The sequence below is a fragment of the Pseudomonas sp. MM227 genome (genome assembly GCF_947090715.1).
Classification (GTDB): Bacteria; Pseudomonadota; Gammaproteobacteria; order Pseudomonadales; family Pseudomonadaceae; genus Aquipseudomonas; species Aquipseudomonas baltica.
The window spans coordinates 3002754-3024890 of sequence record NZ_OX352319.1 but is presented as its reverse complement, the minus strand read 5'-3'; the positions used below and the strand labels follow the sequence as shown (position 1 = coordinate 3024890).

General features: G+C 63.8%; 20 protein-coding genes. 7 read left to right on the top strand and 13 right to left on the bottom strand.

Annotated features, from left to right (window positions below; all coding sequences use genetic code 11):
- Nucleotides 1-20: 20 nt before the first annotated feature.
- The 8 genes from fabI to gloB all read right to left on the bottom strand — a co-directional run bounded on the left by fabI (nucleotide 21) and on the right by gloB (nucleotide 10677).
- Nucleotides 21-815 carry an enoyl-ACP reductase FabI gene (gene fabI, locus ONG87_RS13600; protein ID WP_122476006.1) on the bottom strand — a complete coding sequence of 265 codons (795 nt, stop codon included), beginning with the start codon at nucleotides 813-815 and terminating at the stop codon, nucleotides 21-23.
- A gap of 18 nt (nucleotides 816-833) precedes the next feature.
- Nucleotides 834-2444: an ABC transporter ATP-binding protein gene (locus ONG87_RS13595; protein WP_192102322.1), complete on the bottom strand. Its 1611-nt coding sequence runs from the start codon at nucleotides 2442-2444 to the stop codon at nucleotides 834-836.
- 1 nt (nucleotide 2445) lies between these two features.
- Nucleotides 2446-3465, bottom strand: coding sequence for an ABC transporter permease (locus ONG87_RS13590; RefSeq protein WP_185794483.1), 1020 nt, complete (start codon nucleotides 3463-3465; stop codon nucleotides 2446-2448).
- A 1-nt stretch (nucleotide 3466) separates the two neighbouring features.
- Nucleotides 3467-4540 carry a microcin C ABC transporter permease YejB gene (locus tag ONG87_RS13585; protein WP_122476002.1) on the bottom strand — a complete coding sequence of 358 codons (1074 nt, stop codon included), beginning with the start codon at nucleotides 4538-4540 and terminating at the stop codon, nucleotides 3467-3469.
- A 1-nt stretch (nucleotide 4541) separates the two neighbouring features.
- On the bottom strand, nucleotides 4542-6374 hold the full coding sequence (locus ONG87_RS13580; RefSeq protein WP_264381431.1) for an extracellular solute-binding protein: 1833 nt from the start codon (nucleotides 6372-6374) through the stop codon (nucleotides 4542-4544).
- Nucleotides 6371-8212, bottom strand: a complete 1842-nt coding sequence (locus ONG87_RS13575; RefSeq protein ID WP_264381430.1) for an extracellular solute-binding protein — start codon at nucleotides 8210-8212, stop codon at nucleotides 6371-6373. Before ONG87_RS13575 ends, ONG87_RS13580 begins: the two co-directional genes overlap by 4 nt.
- A 140-nt stretch (nucleotides 8213-8352) precedes the next feature.
- Nucleotides 8353-9798: a lytic transglycosylase domain-containing protein gene (locus tag ONG87_RS13570; protein WP_122475997.1), complete on the bottom strand. Its 1446-nt coding sequence runs from the start codon at nucleotides 9796-9798 to the stop codon at nucleotides 8353-8355.
- A gap of 99 nt (nucleotides 9799-9897) precedes the next feature.
- Nucleotides 9898-10677 carry a hydroxyacylglutathione hydrolase gene (gene gloB / locus ONG87_RS13565; protein WP_264381429.1) on the bottom strand — a complete coding sequence of 260 codons (780 nt, stop codon included), beginning with the start codon at nucleotides 10675-10677 and terminating at the stop codon, nucleotides 9898-9900.
- Between the two features lie 81 nt (nucleotides 10678-10758).
- Here gloB and ONG87_RS13560 point away from each other — a divergent pair, with 81 nt between their 5' ends.
- The 4 genes from ONG87_RS13560 (at nucleotide 10759) to ONG87_RS13545 (ending at nucleotide 13420) form a co-directional block, all read left to right on the top strand.
- Nucleotides 10759-11529, top strand: coding sequence for a class I SAM-dependent methyltransferase (locus ONG87_RS13560; protein WP_122475993.1), 771 nt, complete (start codon nucleotides 10759-10761; stop codon nucleotides 11527-11529).
- Nucleotides 11529-11981 carry a ribonuclease HI gene (gene rnhA, locus ONG87_RS13555; RefSeq protein ID WP_264381428.1) on the top strand — a complete coding sequence of 151 codons (453 nt, stop codon included), beginning with the start codon at nucleotides 11529-11531 and terminating at the stop codon, nucleotides 11979-11981. The genes ONG87_RS13560 and rnhA overlap by 1 nt, the downstream gene beginning before the upstream one ends.
- Before the next feature lie 116 nt (nucleotides 11982-12097).
- Entirely contained in the window at nucleotides 12098-12829 is a 732-nt protein-coding gene (gene dnaQ / locus ONG87_RS13550) for a DNA polymerase III subunit epsilon (RefSeq protein ID WP_122475990.1), read from the top strand.
- A 6-nt stretch (nucleotides 12830-12835) separates the two neighbouring features.
- Complete coding sequence (locus tag ONG87_RS13545; protein WP_240998678.1) at nucleotides 12836-13420, top strand: GNAT family N-acetyltransferase; 585 nt, start codon at nucleotides 12836-12838, stop codon at nucleotides 13418-13420.
- Here ONG87_RS13545 and ONG87_RS13540 read toward each other — a convergent pair.
- Complete coding sequence (locus ONG87_RS13540; RefSeq protein ID WP_264381427.1) at nucleotides 13403-14305, bottom strand: LysR family transcriptional regulator; 903 nt, start codon at nucleotides 14303-14305, stop codon at nucleotides 13403-13405. The two genes, ONG87_RS13545 and ONG87_RS13540, sit on opposite strands and share 18 nt — an antisense overlap.
- A gap of 61 nt (nucleotides 14306-14366) precedes the next feature.
- Complete coding sequence (locus ONG87_RS13535) at nucleotides 14367-14576, bottom strand: hypothetical protein (protein ID WP_122713739.1); 210 nt, start codon at nucleotides 14574-14576, stop codon at nucleotides 14367-14369.
- Between the two features lie 175 nt (nucleotides 14577-14751).
- On the opposite strand from ONG87_RS13535, the gene ONG87_RS13530 reads away from it, so the two are divergent.
- The gene (locus tag ONG87_RS13530) at nucleotides 14752-15303 is read left to right on the top strand and encodes an NADPH-dependent FMN reductase (RefSeq protein WP_192137945.1); all 552 of its coding nucleotides are present in this window, start codon (nucleotides 14752-14754) and stop codon (nucleotides 15301-15303) included.
- 113 nt (nucleotides 15304-15416) lie between these two features.
- Nucleotides 15417-16121 carry a YebC/PmpR family DNA-binding transcriptional regulator gene (locus ONG87_RS13525; protein ID WP_122475984.1) on the top strand — a complete coding sequence of 235 codons (705 nt, stop codon included), beginning with the start codon at nucleotides 15417-15419 and terminating at the stop codon, nucleotides 16119-16121.
- A 172-nt stretch (nucleotides 16122-16293) separates the two neighbouring features.
- On the opposite strand, the gene ONG87_RS13520 is transcribed toward ONG87_RS13525, so the two are convergent.
- Nucleotides 16294-17580, bottom strand: a complete 1287-nt coding sequence (locus ONG87_RS13520; protein ID WP_264381426.1) for a leucine-rich repeat-containing protein kinase family protein — start codon at nucleotides 17578-17580, stop codon at nucleotides 16294-16296.
- A 157-nt stretch (nucleotides 17581-17737) separates the two neighbouring features.
- Between ONG87_RS13520 and ONG87_RS13515 the strand changes: the two genes are divergently transcribed.
- Nucleotides 17738-19615 (top strand): AMP-binding protein, encoded by a 1878-nt coding sequence (locus tag ONG87_RS13515; protein ID WP_264381425.1) that lies wholly within the window; start codon nucleotides 17738-17740, stop codon nucleotides 19613-19615.
- 11 nt (nucleotides 19616-19626) lie between these two features.
- On the opposite strand, the gene zapE is transcribed toward ONG87_RS13515, so the two are convergent.
- Nucleotides 19627-20643, bottom strand: a complete 1017-nt coding sequence (zapE, locus tag ONG87_RS13510; protein WP_240998695.1) for a cell division protein ZapE — start codon at nucleotides 20641-20643, stop codon at nucleotides 19627-19629.
- 127 nt (nucleotides 20644-20770) lie between these two features.
- Complete coding sequence (locus tag ONG87_RS13505; RefSeq protein WP_240998677.1) at nucleotides 20771-21913, bottom strand: M14-type cytosolic carboxypeptidase; 1143 nt, start codon at nucleotides 21911-21913, stop codon at nucleotides 20771-20773.
- Nucleotides 21914-22137: the final 224 nt, after the last annotated feature.

The window sequence follows — 22137 nt, the reverse complement described above, 5'->3', positions numbered from 1 at the left end:
ATCGAGTGCAGCCTGACGACTTACTCTTCGATATCACCCATGGCGGTGGTGTTGAAGCCGCCGTCCACGTACATGATTTCGCCACTGATGCCCGACGCCAGGTCCGAGCACAGGAACGCGCCGGCGTTGCCGACTTCGTCGATGGTGACGTTGCGGCGCAGCGGGGTCTGCGCCTGGTTGGCCGAGAGCATCTTGCGGAAGTTCTTGATGCCCGACGCTGCCAGGGTACGGATCGGACCCGCCGATACGGCGTTGACGCGAGTGCCTTCCGGGCCCAGAGAACCGGCCAGGTAGCGCACGCCGGCTTCCAGCGAAGCCTTGGCCATGCCCATGACGTTGTAGTTGGGCATGGTGCGCTCGGCGCCCAGGTACGACAGGGTCAGCAGGCTGCCATTGCGGCCTTTCATCATGTCGCGACCGGCCTTGGCCAGGGCTACGAAGCTGTAGGCGCTGATGTCGTGGGCGATGCGGAAGCCTTCGCGGGTGGTGGCTTGGGTGAAGTCGCCATCGAGCTGGTCGCCAGGGGCGAAACCGACGGAGTGAACGATGACGTCCAGGCCGTCCCACTTCTTGCTCAGGGCTTCGAAGACCGAGGCGATCTCAGCATCGCTGGCGACGTCGCAAGGGAAGCACAGATCGGCGCTCGAGCCCCAGCCGGCGGCGAATTCTTCGACGCGGCCCTTGAGCTTTTCGTTCTGGTAGGTGAAGGCAAGTTCAGCACCCTCGCGATGCATGGCGGCAGCGATGCCGGATGCGATGGACAGTTTGCTGGCGACACCGACGATCAGGACGCGCTTACCGGCGAGAAAACCCATGTGTTGTTCCTCTTCAGGTTAATCGACAGCCGTTGGGGCCAAGAAGGCTGCTTCCAACAGCTGCTGTGTATAAGGGTGCTGCGGCGCGGCAAAGATAGCCCGCGCCGCCCCTTGTTCGACGACCTGACCGTGCCGGATCACCATCAGTTGGTGGCTCAAGGCTTTGACTACCGCCAGGTCGTGGCTGATAAACAAATAGGTCAGGTTGTATTTCAGTTGCAGTGAACGCAACAGCTCCACTACCTGGCGTTGAACGGTGCGGTCGAGCGCCGATGTGGGCTCGTCCAGCAGGATCAACGCCGGTTTCAAAACCAAGGCCCGGGCAATGGCGATACGTTGCCGTTGCCCGCCGGAGAACTCGTGAGGGTAACGATGGCGGGTCTGCGGGTCCAGCCCAACCTCCTCGAGCGCGGCAATGATAGCCTGTTCCTGCTCGGCTTCGTTGCCGATCTTGTGTATTCGCAGGCCTTCGCCGACGATCTGGCTCACGCTCATGCGTGGGCTGAGGCTGCCGAACGGGTCCTGGAAGACCACCTGCATCTGCTTGCGCAGCGGTCGTACCTGCTGCTGGGCCAACCCGTCCAGCGCGGTGCCCTGGAACTGGATCGAGCCACGGCTGGCGATCAAGCGCATGATCGCCAGGCCCAGCGTGGACTTGCCCGAGCCGCTTTCGCCAACGATACCCAGGGTCTGCCCACGGGGCAGGGTGAACTGGATGCCATCGACGGCCTTGACGTGATCCACGGTACGGCCCAGCAATCCCTTCTTGATCGGGAACCACACGCGCAAGGCGTCGACCGCCAGTATCGGCTCGCCGACCGCGGTGGCCGCCGGCTCGCCACTGGGTTCGGCACCCAGCAGAACCTGGGTGTACGGATGCTGCGGCGCTCGAAACAATTCTTCACAGCCAGCCTGTTCGACGATGCGACCGCGCTGCATGACACATACCCGGTGTGCAATTCGCTTCACCAGGTTGAGGTCATGGCTGATCAGCAGCAACGCCATGCCCAGCCGCGCCTGCAGGTCTTTGAGCAGTTCGAGAATCTTCAGTTGCACGGTGACATCGAGTGCGGTGGTGGGCTCGTCGGCAATCAGCAGTTCAGGCTCGTTGGCCAGGGCCATGGCGATCATCACCCGCTGACGCTGGCCGCCGGACAATTCGTGCGGCAACGCCTTGAGGCGCTTGTGCGGCTCGCCGATGCCGACCAGCTCGAGCAATTCCAGGGTGCGCCGGGCAGCGGCAGCCCCGGTGAGCCCTTTGTGCAGGGCCAGCACTTCACCGATCTGTTTGCCGATGTTGTGCAGCGGATTGAGCGAACTCATCGGCTCCTGGAAGATCATCGCGATGCGGTTGCCACGGATGTGCCTGAGCTGCTTTTCCGGGAGCGTGAGCAGGTCGCGGCCGTTGTAGACGATGGTGCCGCTGGGGTGCTGGGCGAGCGGGTAGGGCAGCAGGCGCAGGATGGAGTGCGCAGTCACCGACTTGCCCGAGCCGCTTTCACCCACCAGCGCGAGGGTTTCGCCACGGCGGATATCGAAGCTGATGTGTTCGACCACGCGTTGCCGACTTTCCCCGGCGACGAACTCGACGGCCAGGTCGCGGACCTCGATCAGATTGTCCTGGCTCATGTCATTTCCTCGGGTCGAAGGCGTCACGGGCTGATTCGCCGATGAACACCAGCAGGCTGAGCATCAGCGCCAGCACGGTAAAGGCACTGATACCCAGCCAGGGCGCCTGCAGGTTGGACTTGCCCTGGGCGACCAGTTCGCCCAGCGATGGCGAACCGGCAGGCAGGCCGAAGCCAAGAAAATCCAGGGCGGTCAGGGTGCCGATCGCGCCCGTCAGGATGAACGGCATGAAGGTCATGGTCGAGACCATGGCGTTGGGCAGGATGTGGCGGAACATGATCGCGCCGTTCTGCATGCCCAGCGCGCGGGCTGCACGCACGTATTCCAGGTTGCGGCCACGCAGGAATTCGGCGCGCACCACGTCCACCAGGCTCATCCAGGAAAACAGCAGCATGATGCCCAGCAGCCACCAGAAATTGGGTTGCACGAAGCTGGCCAGGATGATCAGCAGGTACAGCACCGGCAGGCCGGACCAGATCTCCAGGAAACGCTGGCCTGCCAGGTCCACCCAGCCGCCATAGAAGCCCTGCAGCGCACCGGCGATGACCCCGATGATCGAGCTGGCGATGGTCAGCGTCAGGGCGAACAGGACCGAGATGCGGAAGCCATAGATGACCCGCGCCAGCACGTCGCGCCCCTGGTCGTCGGTGCCCAGCCAGTTCTGCGCGGAAGGCGGCGCTGGTGCCGGTACCCTGAGGTCGTAGTTGATGCTCTGGTAGCTGAACGGGATCGGCGCCCAGAGCGTCCAGCTGTCCTTGGCCGCCAGCAGTTCGCGCAGGTAGGGACTTTTGTAGTTGGCTTCGAGGGGGAATTCGCCGCCGAACGTCGTTTCCGGGTAGCGTTTGAAGGCAGGGAAATACCACTCGCCGTCGTAGCGCACCGCCAGCGGTTTGTCGTTGGCGATCAGTTCGGCGCCCAGGCTCAGGCCGAACAGCAGCAGAAACAGCCACAGCGACCACCAGCCGCGCTTGTTGGCCTTGAAGCGCTCGAAGCGGCGTCGATTGAGGGGAGACAGGTTCATCTCAGTGCTCCCGATGGCCGAAGTCGATGCGTGGATCGACCAGGGTGTAGGTAAGGTCGCCGATCAATTTCACCACCAGCCCCAGCAAGGTAAAGATGAACAGGGTGCCGAACACCACCGGGTAATCGCGGTTGATCGCCGCCTCGAAGCTCATCAGCCCCAGGCCGTCGAGGGAGAAGATCACTTCGACCAGCAGGGACCCGGTGAAGAAGATGCCGATGAAGGCCGAGGGGAAGCCGGCGATCACCAGCAGCATGGCATTGCGGAATACGTGGCCGTACAGCACGCGGCGATTGCTCAGCCCCTTGGCCTTGGCGGTGACCACGTATTGCTTGCCGATTTCGTCGAGGAAACTGTTCTTGGTCAGCAGCGTCATGGTGGCGAAGTGGCCGATCACCAGGGCGCCGACGGGCAGCACCAGGTGCCAGAAGTAGTCCAGCACCTTGCCGCTCCAGCTCAGCTCCTCGAAATTGTTGGACGTCAGGCCGCGCAGCGGGAACCAGTCCAGGTAGCTGCCGCCGGCGAACACCACGATCAGCAGGATGGCGAACAGGAAGGCGGGAATGGCATAGCCGATGATGATCGCCGAGCTGGTCCAGACGTCGAAATGGCTGCCGTGGCGGGTGGCCTTGGCGATGCCCAGGGGAATCGACACCAGGTACATGATCAGGGTGCTCCACAGGCCCAGCGAGATCGACACCGGCATCTTTTCCACGATCAGGTCGATGACCTTGGCATCGCGGAAGAAGCTGGTACCGAAATCCAGCTGCGCATAGTTCTTGATCATGATCCACAGGCGCTCGGGGGCTGGCTTGTCGAAGCCGTACATCTTTTCGATTTCCTTCACCAGCGCCGGGTCCAGGCCCTGCGCGCCGCGGTAGCTGGAACCGGCGACCGCCACTTCGGCGCCACCGCCGGCGATGCGGCTGGTGGCGCCGTCGAACCCTTCCAGCTTGGCGATCATCTGCTCCACCGGCCCGCCGGGGGCGGCCTGGATGATGGCGAAGTTGATGATCAGGATGCCCAGCAGGGTAGGGATGATGAGCAGCAGTCGGCGCAGGGTATAGGCCAGCATGTCAGGGCGTCTCGGAAGGCGTGGGGGTAACCGCCGGCGTGGCGTGGGGCTTGCTCCACCAGGTCTGCAGGCCCACGTCGTAGCGTGGCGTGATGGCCGGGTGGCCGATGTGGTTCCAGTACGCCACGCGCCAGGTCTTGATGTGCCAGTTGGGGACCACGTAGTGGCCCCAGAGCAGGACTCGGTCCAGAGCGCGGGCATGATCGACTAGGTCCTGGCGTGAAGTGGCATTGATCAGGCTTTCCACCAGGCTGTCGATGGCCGGGTCCCTGAGGCCGATGTAGTTGCGGCTGCCGGGCTTGTCGGCACTGGACGAGGCCCAGAACTCGCGCTGCTCGTTGCCGGGCGAGGTGGACTGGGAGAAACTGCCGACCATCATGTCGAAGTCGCGCGAGCGAATGCGGGTGATGTACTGGGAGACGTCGACGCGGCGGATCACCAGTTCGATCCCCAGGTCCGCCAGGTTGCGCTTGTAGGGCAGCAGGACCCGGTCGAAATCGGCCTGGGTCAGCAGGAACTCGATCTTCACCGGCGTGCCCTTGGCATCGACCATCTTGTCGTCGACGATGCGCCAGCCGGCGTCCTGAAGCAGTTTATAGGCGCGACGCTGCTGCTCGCGCAGCATGCCGCTGGCGTCGGTGACCGGGTTGTTGAACGGTGTATCGAAGACTCGTTCGGGAATCTGCGCGCGCAGCGGTTCGAGAATCTTCAGTTCGGCGGGGCTTGGCAGGCCCGAGGCCGCCATGTCGGAGTTCTCGAAAAAGCTGTCGGTGCGCGTGTAGGCGCCGTTGAACAGCTGCTTGTTGGTCCACTCGAAGTCGAACACCAGGGCCAGGGCTTCGCGCACGCGCACGTCCTGGAACAGCGGCTTGCGCAGGTTGAACACGAAGCCCTGCATGCCGGTCGGGTTGCCGTTGGGTATTTCTTCGCGGATCAGGCGCTTTTCGCGGACTGCAGGAATGTCGTAGGCGGTGGCCCAGTTCTTCGCGCTGCTTTCGAGCCAGTAGTCGAACTGTCCGGCCTTCATGGCTTCCAGGGCCACGGTGCTGTCGCGGTAGTACTGGATGTCGAGCACGTCGAAGTTGAACATGCCGCGGTTCATCGGCAGGTCGCGTGCCCAATAGTCCTTGACCCGCTCGTAACGTATCGAGCGACCGGCCTTGACCTCTGCCACCCTGTAGGGCCCGCTGCCCAGCGGAATGTCCAGGCTGCCCTTGGTGAAATCGCGGCCTTCCCAGAAGTGCTTGGGCAGTACCGGTAGTTGACCGAGGATCAGTGGCAGCTCGCGATTGTTGCTGTGCTTGAACTTGAACAGCACCCGTAGCGGGTCTTCGGCGACCACTTCGGCGACGTCGGCGTAGTAGCTGCGATACAGCGGCGAGCCGCTCTGGATCAGGGTCTGGAAACTGAACACGACGTCTTCGGCGTGCATCGGCCGGCCATCGTGGAAACGCGCTTCGGGGCGCAGGTAGAAGCGCACCCAACTGTTGTCCGGGGCTTTCTCGATGCGCCCGGCGACCAGGCCATACTCGGTAAACGGCTCGTCCAGGCTTTGCCGCGCCAGGGTATCGTAGTTCAGGTCCATGTCGTCGGCAGGCACGCCTTTGCTGATGAAGGGGTTGAGGCTGTCGAAGCTGCCTACGCCTTTCTGGCGAAAGGTGCCGCCCTTGGGCGCGTCAGGGTTGACGTAGTCGTAGTGCTGGAAGTCGGCCGGGTATTTCGGTGCTTCGTCGTACAGGGTGAGGGCATGTTGGGGCGCGGCCTGCGCCAGGCTGGCCGCAAGGCTCAGCGCGAATGCGCCGAGGGCTCTGGCCAAGGCAGGTAATGGCATCATTGACTCTTCTCCGTAGGCTTGACCCACCAGGCACTCAGGCCCAGGGTGTACGGCGGTGTGGTGACGAATGCCAACCGGCTGCGGTACGCCAGACGGTGGTAGTCCAGGTACCAGTTGGCCACCATGTAGTGCTGCGACAGCAGCACGCGGTCCAGTGCCCTGGCGGCAGCTACCTGGTCGTCACGGCTCTGGGCACCGAGCAGTTGCTCGAGCAGGCGATCGACCACCGGGTTGGCAATGCCTGCATAGTTCTTGCTGCCGCGCACGGAGGCCTGACTGGAGTGAAAGTACTGCCATTGCTCCAGGCCCGGGCTCAGGGTCTGCGGCAGGGTCAGCGAGATCATGTCGAAATCGAACTGGTCCAGGCGTTGTTTGTATTGCGCGCGATCGACGCTGCGCAGGTTGGCCTGCACGCCGATACTGGCCAGGTTGGCGACATAGGGCCCCAGGATGCGCTCCAGATTGGAATTGACCAGCAGGATTTCCAGGCGCAACGGCTGGCCTGCGGCATTGCGCAGACGGTCGCCCTGCAGCGTCCAGCCGGCATCCCCAAGCAGCTTCAGGGCCTGGCGCAAGGTGGCTCGAGGAATGCCGTTGCCGTCGGTACCGGGCATGCTCGGCGCTTCCAGAAAGAGGGCCGGGCTCAGTGCATTTTTGTACGCCGACAGCAGCAGGCGTTCCTTGCCGCTGGGCAGGCCGGTGGCGGCGAATTCGCTGTTGGGGTAATAGCTTTCGGTACGTCGATACGCGCCGCTGAACAGCGCGCGATTGGTCCATTCGAAATCCAGCAACAGCCCCAGTGCTTGGCGCACGCGGGGGTCGCTGTAGGCCGGTCGGCGAGTATTGAAGAACAGGCCCTGGGTCTGCGTCGGGATCTTGTGGGGGATCTGCGCCTTGATCACATCGCCACGACGCACCGCGGGAAAGTCATAGCCGTTGGTCCAGTTCTTCGCCTGGTGCTCGATGTAGATGTCGAACTCGCCGGCCTTGAACGCTTCGAAGGCCACGTCGCTGTCCCGGTAGAACTCGACCTCCATGCGATCGAAGTTGTACTTGCCGCGATTCACCGGCAGGTCCTTGCCCCACCAGTTCCGATCTCGCTCCAGGACCAGCCTTCTGCCCGGTACCACCTGCTTGATGCGATAGGGGCCGCTGGTCACCGGCGCCTCGAAAGTGGTCGCCTGGAAGTCCCGACCCTGCCAGTAATGCTTGGGCAGGATCGGCAGTTCGCCCAGGCGCAGGATCAGCAGCGGATTGCCCGAGCGCTTGAACACGAAGCGGATGCGGGTCGGGCTCAGCACATCGACCCGCAGCACTTCCTGCAGGTTGGTGCGGTACATCGGATGGCCCTGGGTCAGCAAGGTACGGTAGGAGAACGCCACGTCGGCGCTGGTGATCGGGTGGCCGTCGTTGAACCGCGCCTGCGGCCTGAGATTGAACACCACCCAGCTGCGGCTTTCGTTGTATTCCACCGACTGAGCGATGAGGCCATAGCTGGAAGTCGGCTCGTCTCCCGAAGGCGCGTACTGGCCGGTGCCCACCATCAACGGCTCGTTCAGCTCATTGATGCCGTACTGCAGGAAGTTCGCGGTCTGGACCGGGCTGGTGCCCTTGAAGGTATAGGGGTTGAGCGTGTCGAACGTACCGAAGGCCATCGTCCGCAACGTGCCACCTTTGGGCGCATCGGCGTTGACCCAATCGAAGTGGCTGAAGCGTGCCGGGTATTTGAGCGTTCCGAATTGCGCATAGCCGTGGCTTTGGGTGATCGTCGCGTTGGCACAGGTGCTCAATGCAAGGCCCAGCAGGCAGGCCAGCAGGCGGAAGGGAAGGGAACGCATCAATTCATGAATCCGAACCGGTCGGCAATGACTTTGTTGCGCTTACAGTAACAGTTTGTCTTAACAGGAAGAAGAGTGATGATGGCGTTCAGCTGGCCTTGGAACGCTCCTTACGGGGAGCGTCCCAGGTCCGCGCGCACTCAGCGGCGGTTGAGGTAGACCGTGAGGGTTTGGCCGGGCTTGAGCGCGTGGCCGCTGCGCGGGTTCCAGCGCTTGAGGTGCTGCATCTCGACGTTGAAGCGCTTGGCGACCAGGTACAGCGAGTCGCCCTTGCGCACCTTGTAGGTGGTGGTCTTCTGCGCATCGCTGGCAGCCGAGCCAGCCTTGGCCACCAGACGGCCCTTGGCCGGGGTTTCGGCCTGCATGACCAGGGTCTGGCCAGCCTTGAGGTTCTTGCCGGTCAGGCGGTTCCAGCGCTGCAGGTCGCGGGTATCGACCTTGTTGGCCTTGGCGATGGACGCCAGGTTGTCGCCGCGCCGCACGGTGTACGACTTGGGCCGGCTGGGCTGCACCACCGCCACTTCGTCGAAGACGCGCTGGGCGGGTGCCAGGGTCAGCAGTTCTTCGGGCTTCATGTTCGACAGGCTGGCGGTCAGCAACTGTGCCTTGGCCGTAGGCACCAGCAGGTGCTGGGTCGGCTCCATGGTGACGCGCTTCTTGAATGCCGGATTGAGCTGGAACATCTCGTCTTCGTCGATGCCGGCCAGCGCCGCGACGCGGGACAGGTCGACGCGCTGATTGACTTCCACCACGTCGAAGTACGGTTGGTTGGCGATCGGGTTCAGATTTACGCCGTAGGCTTGGGGCGATTGCACCAGTTCGGCCAGGGCGAGCAGCTTGGGCACGTAGTCGCGGGTCTCCTGCGGCAATGGCAGGTTCCAGTAGTCAGTCGGCAGGCCGAGCTTTTCGTTGCGCTCCATGGCGCGGCTGACCGTGCCTTCGCCGGCGTTGTAGGCCGCCAGGGCCAGCAGCCAGTCGCCGTTGAACATCTCGTGCAGCTTGCTCAGGTAGTCCAGCGCCGCACCCGTGGAGGCGGTGACATCGCGACGACCGTCGTAGAAGTTGGTCTGGCGCAGATTGAAGTAGCGGCCGGTGGACGGAATGAACTGCCACAGCCCGGAGGCATCGGAGCGCGAATAGGCCATCGGGTTGAAGGCGCTTTCGATGACCGGCAGCAGCGCCAGTTCCAGCGGCATGTCGCGTTCTTCCAGGCGCTCGACGATGTAGTGCATGTACAGGCTGCCACGGCCGCTGGCGCTTTCCAGGAACGATGGGTTGCTGACGAACCACAGCCGCTGCTGTTCGACGCGCGGGTTCATGGCAATGCTGTCTTGCAGCTGGAAACCGTCGCGAATCCGCTCCCACACGTCCTGTGGGACTTTCTTCGGCTGGCTCTGATTGACGAAAATCGGCTTGGGCCGCACGTGTGCGGTCAGGGCGTGAGGGCGGGCGTCCGGGGCGGCGCCCGAGGACACGCTGGCGGTGCTCTGGCAGCCGGCCAGGCCGGCGCACAGCGTGACCGCGATCGCCTGGGCCAGTCGCGTCAATGCGTCGGACTTGATGGTTTTACGTATGGATGACGACATTGGCTGGAGGATAGTTCCGCGCGAAAATGTCGGGCGATTCTAGAAAGTGACCGAAGGTCGGTCAACCTTTGAGAAATTTCCGACACAAATCAGTGCCCTTCAGAACTTATCTTTCCAACTACGCAAGGTTGCGAACACCGCCTGCGCCGTGCCGTGAGAGGTTCCGGCCCGTTCGTCTGCTTTTTGTTTAACGGATGTTTCAGCGGCCCGCAGAAACGGGTTCGTGCGCTTTTCCAGGCCGATCGAGGTGGGCAGGGTGATCGCGTTGCGCTGGCGCAGCGCTGTGACCTCTTCCAGACGCTCGGCAATGTCCGGATTGCCGGGTTCTACCGCGCTGGCGAATTTCAGGTTGCTCAGGGTGTATTCGTGAGCGCTGTAGACCAGGGTGTCATCGGGCAGTACGGCCAGGCGCGAAAGCGATGCGTGCATCTGCTGCGCGGTGCCTTCGAACAATCGCCCGCACCCGGCGGCGAACAACGTGTCGCCGGGGAACAGCAGGGGCTGCGTGTCGCTCAGGTGGTAGAAGGCGATGTGCCCCGCAGTATGCCCCGGCACGTCATGGACCTGCAGGTGCAGGCCGAGTACGTCCAGGCTGTCACCCTCGCGCAGGGCGCGGTCGCGCGCCGGGATCGATTCCTGTGCCGGCCCGCTGACCTGCGCGCCGGTGCGCCGCTTGAGCGCCTGAACGCCGCCGACGTGATCGTTGTGGTGATGGGTGACGAGGATATCGGTCAGGCGCATGTCGGGATGGGCGTCGAGCCACCGCTCGACCGGCCCGGCGTCGCCCGGATCCACCACCGCGCACTGGCGCGCCGCAGTGTCTTGTAACAACCAGATGTAGTTGTCGGAGAAAGCGTTCAGCGCGTGAATCTGTATCATGGCTCGGTTCGCTTGATTTCGATTAATGGTCCATCTTAGTGCCCCGTCGGCATTAGGTGAACCTCAGTGTGGGAGATCGTCATGACCGATACCGCCTTTGCCCAGGCCGACCCACAGTGGCTGGCCCTGATCGGCCAGGCCCGCGAATGGTTCGCCGGGCCGCACGGCCAGTTGCTGCTGCGCGAAGAACAGCGCCTGCTCGAAGAAGAGCTGGCGCGCTTCTTCGGCGGCTATCTGGTGCATTACGGCCCCAGCGCCGAGCCACCACCGGTGGCCGGGCAAATCCACCGCAACGTGCGGATGGGTGCGCCCTTTCCAGGCGTCGAGATCGTGTGCGAAGAGCAGGCCTGGCCGCTGGGCGAACATGCCGCGGACGTCGTGGTGCTGCAGCACGGGCTGGATTTCAGCCTCTCGCCCCACGGCCTGCTGCGCGAAGCGGCCAGCGCGGTGCGGCCGGGTGGGCACCTGCTGATCGTCGGCATCAACCCGTGGAGCGCCTGGGGCGCGCGCCGGGTGTTCGCCAAGGACGGGCTGCACAAGGCGCGCTGCTTCTCCGCTTCGCGGGTGGCCGACTGGCTGAACCTGCTGGGCTTCGGGCTGGAGAAACGCCGGTTCGGGTGTTATCGTCCGCCGCTTGCCTCGCCCCGCTGGCAGGCGCGCCTGGCCGGCCTCGAACGCGTCGCCGGCAAGTGGCAGAGTGGCGGTGGGGGCTTCTATATATTGGTTGCGCGCAAGATGGTGGTAGGTCTGCGGCCATTGGTGCAGCAACGCCGCGAGCCAATGGGCAAGTTGCTGCCGTTGCCGATGGCCAAGGTCAACCGAGACAATTCGAACATCGATGGAAAAGCCTGATGAGTGACACTGTGGAAATCTTCACCGATGGCGCCTGCAAAGGCAATCCTGGCCCCGGCGGCTGGGGGGCATTGCTGGTGTGCAAGGGTGTGGAGAAGGAGTTGTGGGGCGGCGAAAGCACCACCACCAACAACCGCATGGAGCTGACGGCGGCCATTCGCGGGCTGCAGGAACTCAAGCGCGGCTGCGACGTGCTGCTGGTGACCGACTCCGAGTACGTGATGAAAGGCATCAACGAGTGGATGGTCAACTGGAAAAAGCGCGGCTGGAAAACCGCCGCCAGGCAGCCGGTGAAGAATGCCGACCTCTGGCAGCAGCTCGACGAGCAGGTCAATCGCCATCAGGTCAAGTGGCAGTGGGTACGCGGCCACAACGGTCATGCGGGCAACGAGCGCGCCGACGACCTGGCCAACCGTGGGGTCGATGAAGTGCGTGGCATGCGCCCGGCGTAGGCGGCCCGGTAACCAGATAGGAGCCCCTGCTGCGCTGTGCTAGAGTTTCACCGGTTGCCGTTCAGGCTCATCGCTCCACCTTGATCTTCGTTCACCCTGCTCGAGAGTTTTCTTCCATGGCCGTTCGTTCCGTAGTATTCGACACCGAAACCACCGGTATGCCGGTCACCGATGGCCATAGGGTGATCGAGATCGGCTGCGTCGAACTGATGGGGCGGCGGTTGACCGGGCGCAATTTTCACGTCTATGTACAACCGGACCGGCCCAGTGACGAGGGCGCCATCGGCGTCCACGGCATCACCGACGAGTTTCTGGTGGGCAAGCCGCGTTTCGCCGAGGTCGCCGACGAACTCTACGAGTTCCTCCAGGGCGCGCAGATCATCGCGCACAACGCGACCTTCGACGTCGGCTTCCTGAACAACGAATTCAAGATTGCCGGCATGCCCGAGCGGGCCAACATTGCCGAGTACTGCACGGTGATCGACAGCCTGGCGATGGCGCGCGAACGCCATCCGGGGCAACGCAACAGCCTCGATGCGCTGTGCAAGCGCTATGGCATCGACAACTCCGGGCGTGAACTGCACGGCGCATTGCTCGACTCCGAGATCCTTGCGGACGTCTACCTGGCCATGACTGGTGGCCAGACCAGCCTCTCGCTGGCAGGCAACGCCAGCGATGGCGATGGCGGCGGCAAGCAGGGCAGCGAGATCCGCCGACTGCCGGCGGATCGCCGGCCCACGGCGATCATCCGCGCCAGCCAGGCCGAGCTCGACGAGCACCTGGCACGTCTGCAGGTCATCGCCAAAGCTGCCGGGGCCGATGCGCTCTGGACGCAGTTGGGCGCGTAGCCCGCAGTGTCGCCTGCGAACGGCCCGGCCAGTGGCTTGACCGATAGCCAGCCGTGCATTCGCCTGGCTGATGAGCGTTTCGACGACTACGTGCTGGGCGCCGATTTCAGTGCCCAGGTCTGTGGCTATGTATCCCCCGTGTTCAACCAGCCAGTCGCCCAATGGCCGCTCAGGACGGTGCGTGTCTATCGCAAGGACTACGGCATAGACCCTGCCGAGTTCGCCCGCTATCGCCAACCCGGGGCTGCTGGTGCCATCTTCATGGCCTGGCTTGGCGAGCGGGCAGTCGGTCACGTGGTGGTCAGCCGGCACTGGAACAACCTTGCCTATGTCGACGAGCTGGCGGTCGATGCGGTGGCGCGCGGGCAGGGCGTGGCCAAGGCGCTGCTCGATGTGGTGCGTTTCTGGGCAATCAAGCAGGGTTTGCCAGGCATCATGCTGGAAACCCAGAACAACAACCTGCCAGCGTGCCGGCTGTACGAACGCTGTGGTTTCAGGCTGGGTGGGATCGACTACTTGCGCTACCAGGCCATCGATGCGGCCAGCCACGAAACGGCGCTGTTCTGGTACACGTTATTCGCGGACGGGTGAGAGCAACGCCTGCGCGTTGTGCGCAATGATTTCGAGCAGGGTCTTTGCCGCCGCGCAAACCGATGCCTCACTGCGCGTGAGGGCGTAGAGGGTGACCGGCACGGCAGGCGACAGCGGGCACGTATCCAGCCCCTGGGCACGCGCACCCGCTGCGGTAAAAGGATCGACGATGGCCAGCCCTTCGCCGGCCTCGACCATGCTGCGCATCATCTGGTAGGTCTGCACGCGAGTCTGGATGCGTGGGGGCGGATTCAGCGCTTGAAGCCTGTGTTCCAGCACCAGGCTCAGCGGGTCTTCCCCCTCCAGACCGATCATCGCCTGTCCCGCCAGTTCATGCAGTGCGATGTAGCGATGCTTGGGGGAGAGCCAGCCCTGAGGGGCGAGCAACTGCAGTTTGCCTTCCGCCAGCACCTGGCTGGTAATGGACGCGTGCTTGGGACTGTGCAGGCTCAGGCCGACGTCGGTCTGCTGCAGCAACAGGCTGCGCACCATGGCATCGGTATTCTGCACACCCAGCGTGCACGGGGTTTCACGAAAGCGTCGGCGCAGGGCAGCGATGCTCTGCGGCAGCAACTGGTGGGCCAGGGACGCTGTGCACACCACGTGCAGTCCGGGATCCTGATGCTCGCGCAGGCTGTCGGCCAGGCGTTGCAGGCGGTCCGCCTGAGTTTGCACGTTGGCGATGGCAGCCTGCATGCGCAGGGTTTCCGGGGTCGGCTGGAACCTCCCACGGGCCCGCGCAAACAGCAGGAAGCCCAGCTTTCGCTCGGCGTCCTGCAAGTTCTGTTCGAGGGTCTGCACGGGAAGGTCGAGCATTTGCGCAGCGCTCTTGAGTTCGCCGGTCTGGCAGAGCGCCTGGATGATTTCGATATGGCGCAGTCTCATGCGCGTTCCCTGCCGGCTAACAACGCGGGGGGCGTGTCAGCGTGAATGGGTGCACGGACTGTCAAGGGATTCGGATGATTTCCACGCCGCTCTGTACCAGTTGGAAACGGTCGTCGCCCAAGTGGTTGACTCGATCGCCGATGGCCAGCTTGTAGGTACGGGTCGGCGCACTGCCTTCGACCGCCGGGGTCGACTCCTGAAACTCATGCACCGGATAGATACGACCTTCCGCATCGCGTGCATGAAATTGCCCAACCAGGACTACCGCCATTTTAGTTCCAACCTCTGAAGAATTTTGCGTGTATCTCGCTGGCACTGTAGACCCCTGTTTATTCAGGTAGTTTTGCCAGCGAGAAAAAATAGTGCGGGCGCCTGACCGATGGCGGACAAACCGGGCCAAGTCATCTATAACTAGCCCTCGGTCCATTCATCACAGGGGTACAGGCATGAGCAAGGTCTATTCGGTTGCGGTACTGGTCGGCAGCCTCAGAAAAGAGTCGATCAACCGCAAGGTGGCACTGGCGCTGCAGGCCATGGCACCTGACAACCTGACGTTGAAAATCGTGGAAATCGGCGATCTGCCGCTTTATAACGAAGACATCGATGTCACCCCACCCGCTGCTTATACCACTTTTCGCCAGGCGCTGGGCGAAGCCGATGCGCTGCTGTTCGTCACGCCCGAGTACAACCGCTCGGTACCCGCACCTTTGAAAAACGCGATCGACGTGGGCTCGCGGCCTTACGGTCAGAGCCACTTCACCGGCAAGCCGGGGGCGGTCATCAGCGTCTCGCCCGGTGCGGTAGGCGGCTTTGGCGCCAACCAGCACCTGCGCCAGTGCATGGTGTTCCTCGACGTGGCAATGATGCAGCAGCCCGAAGCGTACCTGGGTCACGCAGGTGGGCTGTTCGACGAGAACGGTCAGGTGGTGGAGAAGAGCCGGCCGTTCCTGCAGGGTTTCATCGACGGCTTCGGCAAGTGGGTGGCCCGCGTGGGTTGATGTTGCGCCCGGAGAATTTTGGTCGATGCGCTTGCGATGGGCAGGTAAACTGCGCCGCAACGCGCGGGCTGCAGTCGCCTGCGCATGGGTCGAGCGAACAAGAGAGCGGGTAAATGGGCGCACAGTGGAAAGCTAAACATCGCGAAGCAGCAGCCAACGCCAAGGGGCGGATCTTCGGCAAGCTGTCCAAGGAAATTTCGATCGCGGCGCGTTCCGGTACCGATCCGGACACCAACGCCCGCCTGCGGTTGGTGATCGAACAGGCCAAGAAGGCCTCGATGACCCGCGAGACGCTGGAGCGTGCCATCAAGAAGGGCGCCGGCGTAGGCGACGACGCGGTCAACTACACATTGGTCAAGTACGAAGGCTTTGCCCCGCACCAGGTGCCGGTCATCGTCGAGTGCCTGACCGACAACGTCAACCGCACCGTTTCGCAGATTCGCGTGCTGTTCCGCAAGGGCACCCTGGGCGCCGAGGGTTCGGTCTCCTGGGATTTCCATCACTACGGCATGATCGAAGCGACGCCTGATTCGGCCGACGTCGATGCCGAGGAAGCGGCCATCGAGGCCGGTGCGCAGGAGGTCGAGGAGGGCGACGAGGGCGCGTTCCTGTTCCTGACCGAAACCACCGATCTGGACGCGGTGTGCAAGGCGCTGCCGGGGCAGGGTTTTACCGTGGTGTCGGCGAAGATCGGCTACGTGCCGAAAAACCCGGTGACTCTGGATGACGCGGCACAGCTAGCCGAAGTGGAAGACTTCCTCGACGCCATCGACGGCAACGACGACGTGCAAAACGTCTACGTCGGCCTCGCCGGCTGATCGGTAACCGCGTCCGGGTACATCGCGCTGTGACAGCTGGATTGTAGAAACCGCCGACGCGGCTTGCGCCGCTGCTACAGGGGTTGTGTGCGCGCGGTGTACCGGGTTGGCGCCGCCCGTGTAGCAGCGGCGCGAGCCGCGTCCGGGGTCACCGGGGCGCGTCGGGGATACCTCAGGTACCCAGGCGCTGGGTGACTTGCGCGAAGCTGGGGCGGGCCAGCACCTGGGGCTGGACGCACTCGCGTTGCAAGGCCCACAAGCCGTCGTCGGCTTCAGTGCAACGGGTCAGCAGCTCTTCGAACAGCAAGCCGAAGGCGCGGACCTCGATCCGCTCCAGCGCTTGCGATACCTCGCCATCGTCGCCCGGGTAGAACGAGGCGCCGCCGAAATCGCCGAACAGGCACTCGCCACTGTCGCGCCACAGCACGTTGTGGGCGTAGAAGTCCCCATGGTTGATCCCGCGCGCATGCAGATGGGCGCCGACTCCGGCCATACCCCGCAGCAAGCGCAACAGGGCATCGCGATCAATGGCGAAATCGGCCGAGTAGATGTCGCGCGTGCAAGAAGCCAGGCTGGGCGGACCCGCCAGGTTGGCGAACGACTGATCGATCAGCGCCATGACCAGCCCCGCAGTACCGTCGGGATGCCCGCTCAAGCGTCCCAGCACCTCGATCAACTGCGGATGTTCGCCCGCAGCCATGCAGGCGTTCATCTCGTTGACCGGTGAGCCATCGCTGGTCATCGCGCCCTTGTACAGCTTCACCGCCACCGGCTGCCCGCTTTCCAGGTGTGCACGATAGATGATGCCCGAAGCCCCTTCGCCCAGACGCTCGTCCAGGCGCAGGTCGCTCCAGGCGATGTGCCCGCGTGTGCCCTCGCTGTGGGGTGTGGTGAAGGCTTCGCTCATGGGGTTCCCGGCATACGCCAGCCAGGCCAGCCGTGGCAGGCGCAGCAGCCAGTCGGGCAAGGCCGGCAGGCGGTTTGCCGACAGGCGCAGCAGCTCGAGGTTTTCCAGCTGTGCCAGGCGCTCGGGCAAGGCTTGCAGACGGTTGCCCGAGAGCATCAGTTTCTGCAGGTGCAGGCAGTCACCCAGCGCGTCGGGCAAACGCTCGATGCGGTTGTCGGTGAGAATCAGCCAGCGCAGCTGTGGCGGCAACGCCTGCGCAGGTACGTGTTCGATCCGGTTGGCCTTGAAGCCGACCATGCTCAACTGCGGGCAGCGGCCAATGCAGGCAGGCAACTCGGTGAATGGATTGTCCGAGCAGAACAGCACCTTGAGCTTGTGCAGCCGGTGCAGGTCATCGGGCAGCCGGGTCAGAGCGTTGCCGCTGAGGTTGAGCACCTCCAGGCTGTCGGCCAGGGTGAAGATGGCCTGGGGAAATTCGGTCAGGCCGCAGGCCAGGTCCAGGCGGGTGGCGCCAGCCAAATGGCCGGCTTCGAGCAGCTCGAGGGTATTCATGGGACAACCGTCATCAAGGAAATCGCGGTGGCCATCATAGCGGTTCGTGCGCGCCACGCCACGTTCGACGTTCGACCTTGGTCGGCTGGCAGCTCGGCCAACCCCAGCCATACTCAACGCTCGCCCTTCAATAACAACAATCCAGGGTTGGCTACCGATGAACTATGAGCAAGCGTACGAACGCTCCATTTCCGACCCCGCCGGTTTCTGGGCAGAACAGGCCCGCGCAGTCGCCTGGTCGCACCCGCCGCAGCAGGTGCTCGACGTAAAGCCCGACGGCACCCATCGCTGGTTTGCCGATGGCCGTCTCAATACCAGCTACCTGTGCCTGGACCAGCAGGTGGCGCTGGGTCGCGGCGCACAGACTGCGCTGATCTACGACTCGCCGGTGACCGGCGTACAGCAACGCTTCACCTATCAGCAGCTGCTCGACCAGGTGGCGCGGCTGGCAGGCGTGCTCACCGGCCTGGGGGTGGCCAAGGGCGATGGCGTAGTGATCTACATGCCGATGGTGCCCGAGGCCGCCATGGCGATGCTGGCCTGCGCGCGGATCGGCGCAGTGCACTCGGTGGTGTTCGGCGGCTTCGCTGCCAATGAACTGGCGCTGCGCATCGACGACTGCCGGCCCAAATTGCTGCTCACCGCCTCGTGCGGTGTGGAATTCGACCGGGTGATTGCCTACAAGCCGCTGGTGGACAAGGCCATGGGCCTGGCTCGCCATGCTCCCGAACAGGTGCTGGTGCTGCAACGTCCGCAGGCTTTGGCGACACTGCAGGACGGCCGCGACCTGGACTGGCAGGCACAGCTGGCCGATGCTGCGCCCGCAGCGGCCGTGGACATGGCCAGCGGCGATCCGCTGTACGTGATGTACACCTCCGGCACCACCGGCAAACCCAAGGGCATCGTGCGCGAAACCGGTGGTAACGCGGTGGCCCTGACCTTCGCCATGGGCGCCATCTACGGCATGCGCGCAGGAGATGTCTGGTGGGGGATTTCCGATGTCGGTTGGGTGGTTGGCCACTCGCTGATCGTCTACGGGCCGCTGATGTGCGGCTGTACCAGCGTGCTCTACGAGGGCAAGCCCATTCGTACGCCGGATGCCGGCAGCTATTGGCGCGTGGTCGAGCAGTATGGCGTCAACGCGCTGTTCTGCGCGCCCACTGCAATGCGTGCCATCCGCAAGGAAGACCCCGAGGGGTTGCTGCTGCGCGGTTACGACCTGAGTTCGCTGCGGCAGCTGTTCCTGGCCGGCGAGAAGCTCGACTCCAGCACCCATCGTTGGCTCGAAGCGCAAACCGGCAAGCCGGTTCACGATCACTGGTGGCAGACCGAGACGGGGTGGCCGGTGACCGCACCCTGCATGGGCCTGGAAGGCTCGGCCGTGCGGGTGGGCTCGAGCAACCGAGCGGTGCCGGGCTATCACGTTCAGGTACTGGATGAGCAAGGCGAGCTGATGGCGCCCGGCGAGCAAGGCGCCATCGTCATCGCGCTGCCGTTGCCTCCCGGTTGCAGCCAGACCTTGTGGGGCGATCACCCGCGCTACCTGCAAAGCTACCTGGAGCGCTACCCCGGCTATTACCACACCGGCGACGGTGGCTATCTGGATGCCGACGGCTATGTCCACATCATGGGGCGCACCGACGATGTCATCAACGTCTCGGGCCATCGGCTGTCGACCGGTGAAATGGAAGACCTGGTGGCCCGGCATGCCGACGTGGCGGAATGCGCCGTCATCGGCGTCAGCGATGAGATCAAGGGCGAGGTGCCGCTGGCGCTGGTGGTGCTCAAGGACGGCAGTGCGGTGAGTCCGTCCGTGCTGCAGGCACAGTTGGTCGCGCAGGTACGCGAATCCATCGGGGCACTGGCATGCCTGCAACGGGTGCTGGTGGTCAAGCGCCTGCCCAAGACGCGTTCGGGCAAGATCCTGCGGGCGGTGCTGCGCAAGATCGCTGCGCAGGAGGTGTTCGTCGCGCCTTCGACCATCGATGACCCGGCGATACTGGAGGAAATCGCCCAGGTGCTCGCGGCGCGCTAGGTGAGGACGAGCTACCGGCGCGGCGGCTCGCCCAGCATGGTCAGCTGCCCCAATCGACTGCGTGTACGCATCAGGTCGATGACCGATCCTGCCAGGCTCTCTGCCAGGGGCCGCTCGCTGACCAGTATCAGCGTCTTGTCCTGGTCGTACAGCACGTCGATGAGGTTGATGAAGCGCTGCTGAACCGCGGTCGAACACTCGTCCAGCATCGGCAGATGGTCAATGCTCCAGTGCTGGAAGCGCCTGCACAGAGCCAGGTAATCGATGACGGCCGTCGGCTCCTCGCACAGGTCGGCGAAGTTGAAATGGATGCGCTCGCCTGAGATCAGGCGGGCACGCAGCTCGCGGTGGCCGACGGTGAACGCCAGCGGTGCCAGGTCGGCGGGCGGCAGTTGCAGCAGCGCACGCTGTGCCGCCGTGCCCGGCCATACATAGTGACCGCGGGTGAAACACTGCTGTGCACCTGACTGGGCCAGGCTGCGGTAGTCGGTGGCGCCGCCGACTTCGAGCACCTGCATGCGCGCATTGATCAGTTCGATGACGGGCAAAAAGCGCTCGTGATAGAGCGGATTGGGCAGCAGGCCTGCCGGCGGGTAATTGGAGGTCACCACCAGGAGGATACCGCGGTCGAACAGCGCCTTGAACAAGCGCGTGATCAGCATGGCGTCGCCGATGTCGTGCACGTGGAATTCGTCGAAACACAGCAGGCGGCAGTTATCGAGCAGTTCATCCAGGGTGCTGGCCAGCGGATCATCGGCCTGGCCGTGATGGAACATGCCCTGATGCAGCTTGGCGAAGAAATCATGGAAATGCAGGCGGCGTTTCTCATCCACAGGGGCGGCGCGGAACAGGCCGTCGAGCAGCCAGCTCTTGCCGCGCCCCACGGCCCCGTACAGGTACAGACCGCTCGCCGGCGTGCCCTGCAGCAACGCGGGCATGCGCTCGGCCATGTTGTCGATGACCCGCGACTGATCGGCGCCCAGCGTATAGCCCGATTGCCGGGCGCGCTCGTCGAACCAGGCGCGCAGTGCGCCACCGGCGTAGCCAGTGTTGGCGCAGGGCTGGGCGTTGCGTTCAGGTTTGAACAGACGCCTGTACAAGGCGAGCAGCGACGGCGGTGCGGTCAATCAGGGCGCTCCTTGAGCAACGTGGGGGTCAACGCAGGTTAGGCGCCATCTGCGCCAGCACGCTCAGCACATCGCCGCCCAGTCGCGCCGAGCGCTGGCCGTTCCAGCCGGTGAGGGTATCCGGGGCCGCATCGTGATCCTTGAACGGCATTTCTAGGGTCAGCGACAGGCAGTCGAATCGCTCGCCGACGCTGTTGCAGGCGAGGGTCATGTTGGCCTCGCCCGGCTTGTCACGGGTGTAGCCGTGTACCGCCTGGAAATCAGGGGTACGGGCGCACAGCAGGTCGCGAAAGGTCTGTTCCAGCTGGGCGATGCGCGGTGTATAGCCGGGATTGCCCTCGCAGGCCGCGGTGAACACGTACGGGATTTCCTCATCGCCATGGGCGTCGATGAACAGGTCGACACCGTGCTTGTCCATCTGCTGCTGCACGAAGAACACCTCGGGGGTGTATTCGGCGCTGGAGTCTTGCCAGGCACGGTTGAGGTCGCGACCGCGGGCGTTGGTGCGCAGGTGGCCGTGGAAGGCGCCGTCGGGATTCATGTTCGGCACCAGGTACAGATCGGCCACCGCCAGCAGGGCCTGAATCTGCGGATCATTCGCCTGCAGACGATCGATCACGCCCTCCATGAACCACTGCGCCATGTGTTCGCCAGGGTGTTGCTGGGCGATCAGCCACAGCCGACGCTTGCCGGGCGCACCGTCGCCCTTGCGCAGCAACGGTATTTCCCGCCCCTCGCAGCTTTGCCCGACAGCCAGCAGTTGCAGGCCCGCCTGGGTGATCGCGCGATTGATCAGGGCGTCGTGCCGCTGCCGGCTGTAGGGCTCGAAATAGGCAAACCACATCTCGCTGCCCTGAGCGTCCAGACCGAACCGCAGTGCCTGGCCATCGAACGTACTGGGCACGCGGAACCAGGTCTGTTGGTCGCAGGACGCCACCGCGTGGTAGCCGTGCCAGGCATTGTTATAGGAAGACTGCGCAGCGTTCTGCAGCGTGAACTCGTAGCGTTGCCCAACCTGGAGCTCCGCAGCCTTGAAGTGAAACCACTGAAAGTGTGGGCTCTGCCGATCCGGGCGAATCGCCAGCTGGATGTCGAGAGGGTCGCGTAGGTCGATGGCTTCGATGTTGCCGCTATCGAAGTCGGCGCTGATCAGCGGGGCTGGGCGGGTCACGGTAGGGTCCTGTGGGTGAGTTCTTGTACCGCCCACTGTACACCGAGCGCTGGGCCACTTCGCAACTAGCGCGCTGACTTCTGTCGTTGGTTTCATCAGCTCGGGCAAGGTTCATGACGAAGACTTCACTTGCGCACCCGCCATGTCCGCGTCGCCTCAATGCGTCGATGAGTGATGAATCGATTATCTATGCTTAGTTGTTGCGCAAACTAATATCGCACCAC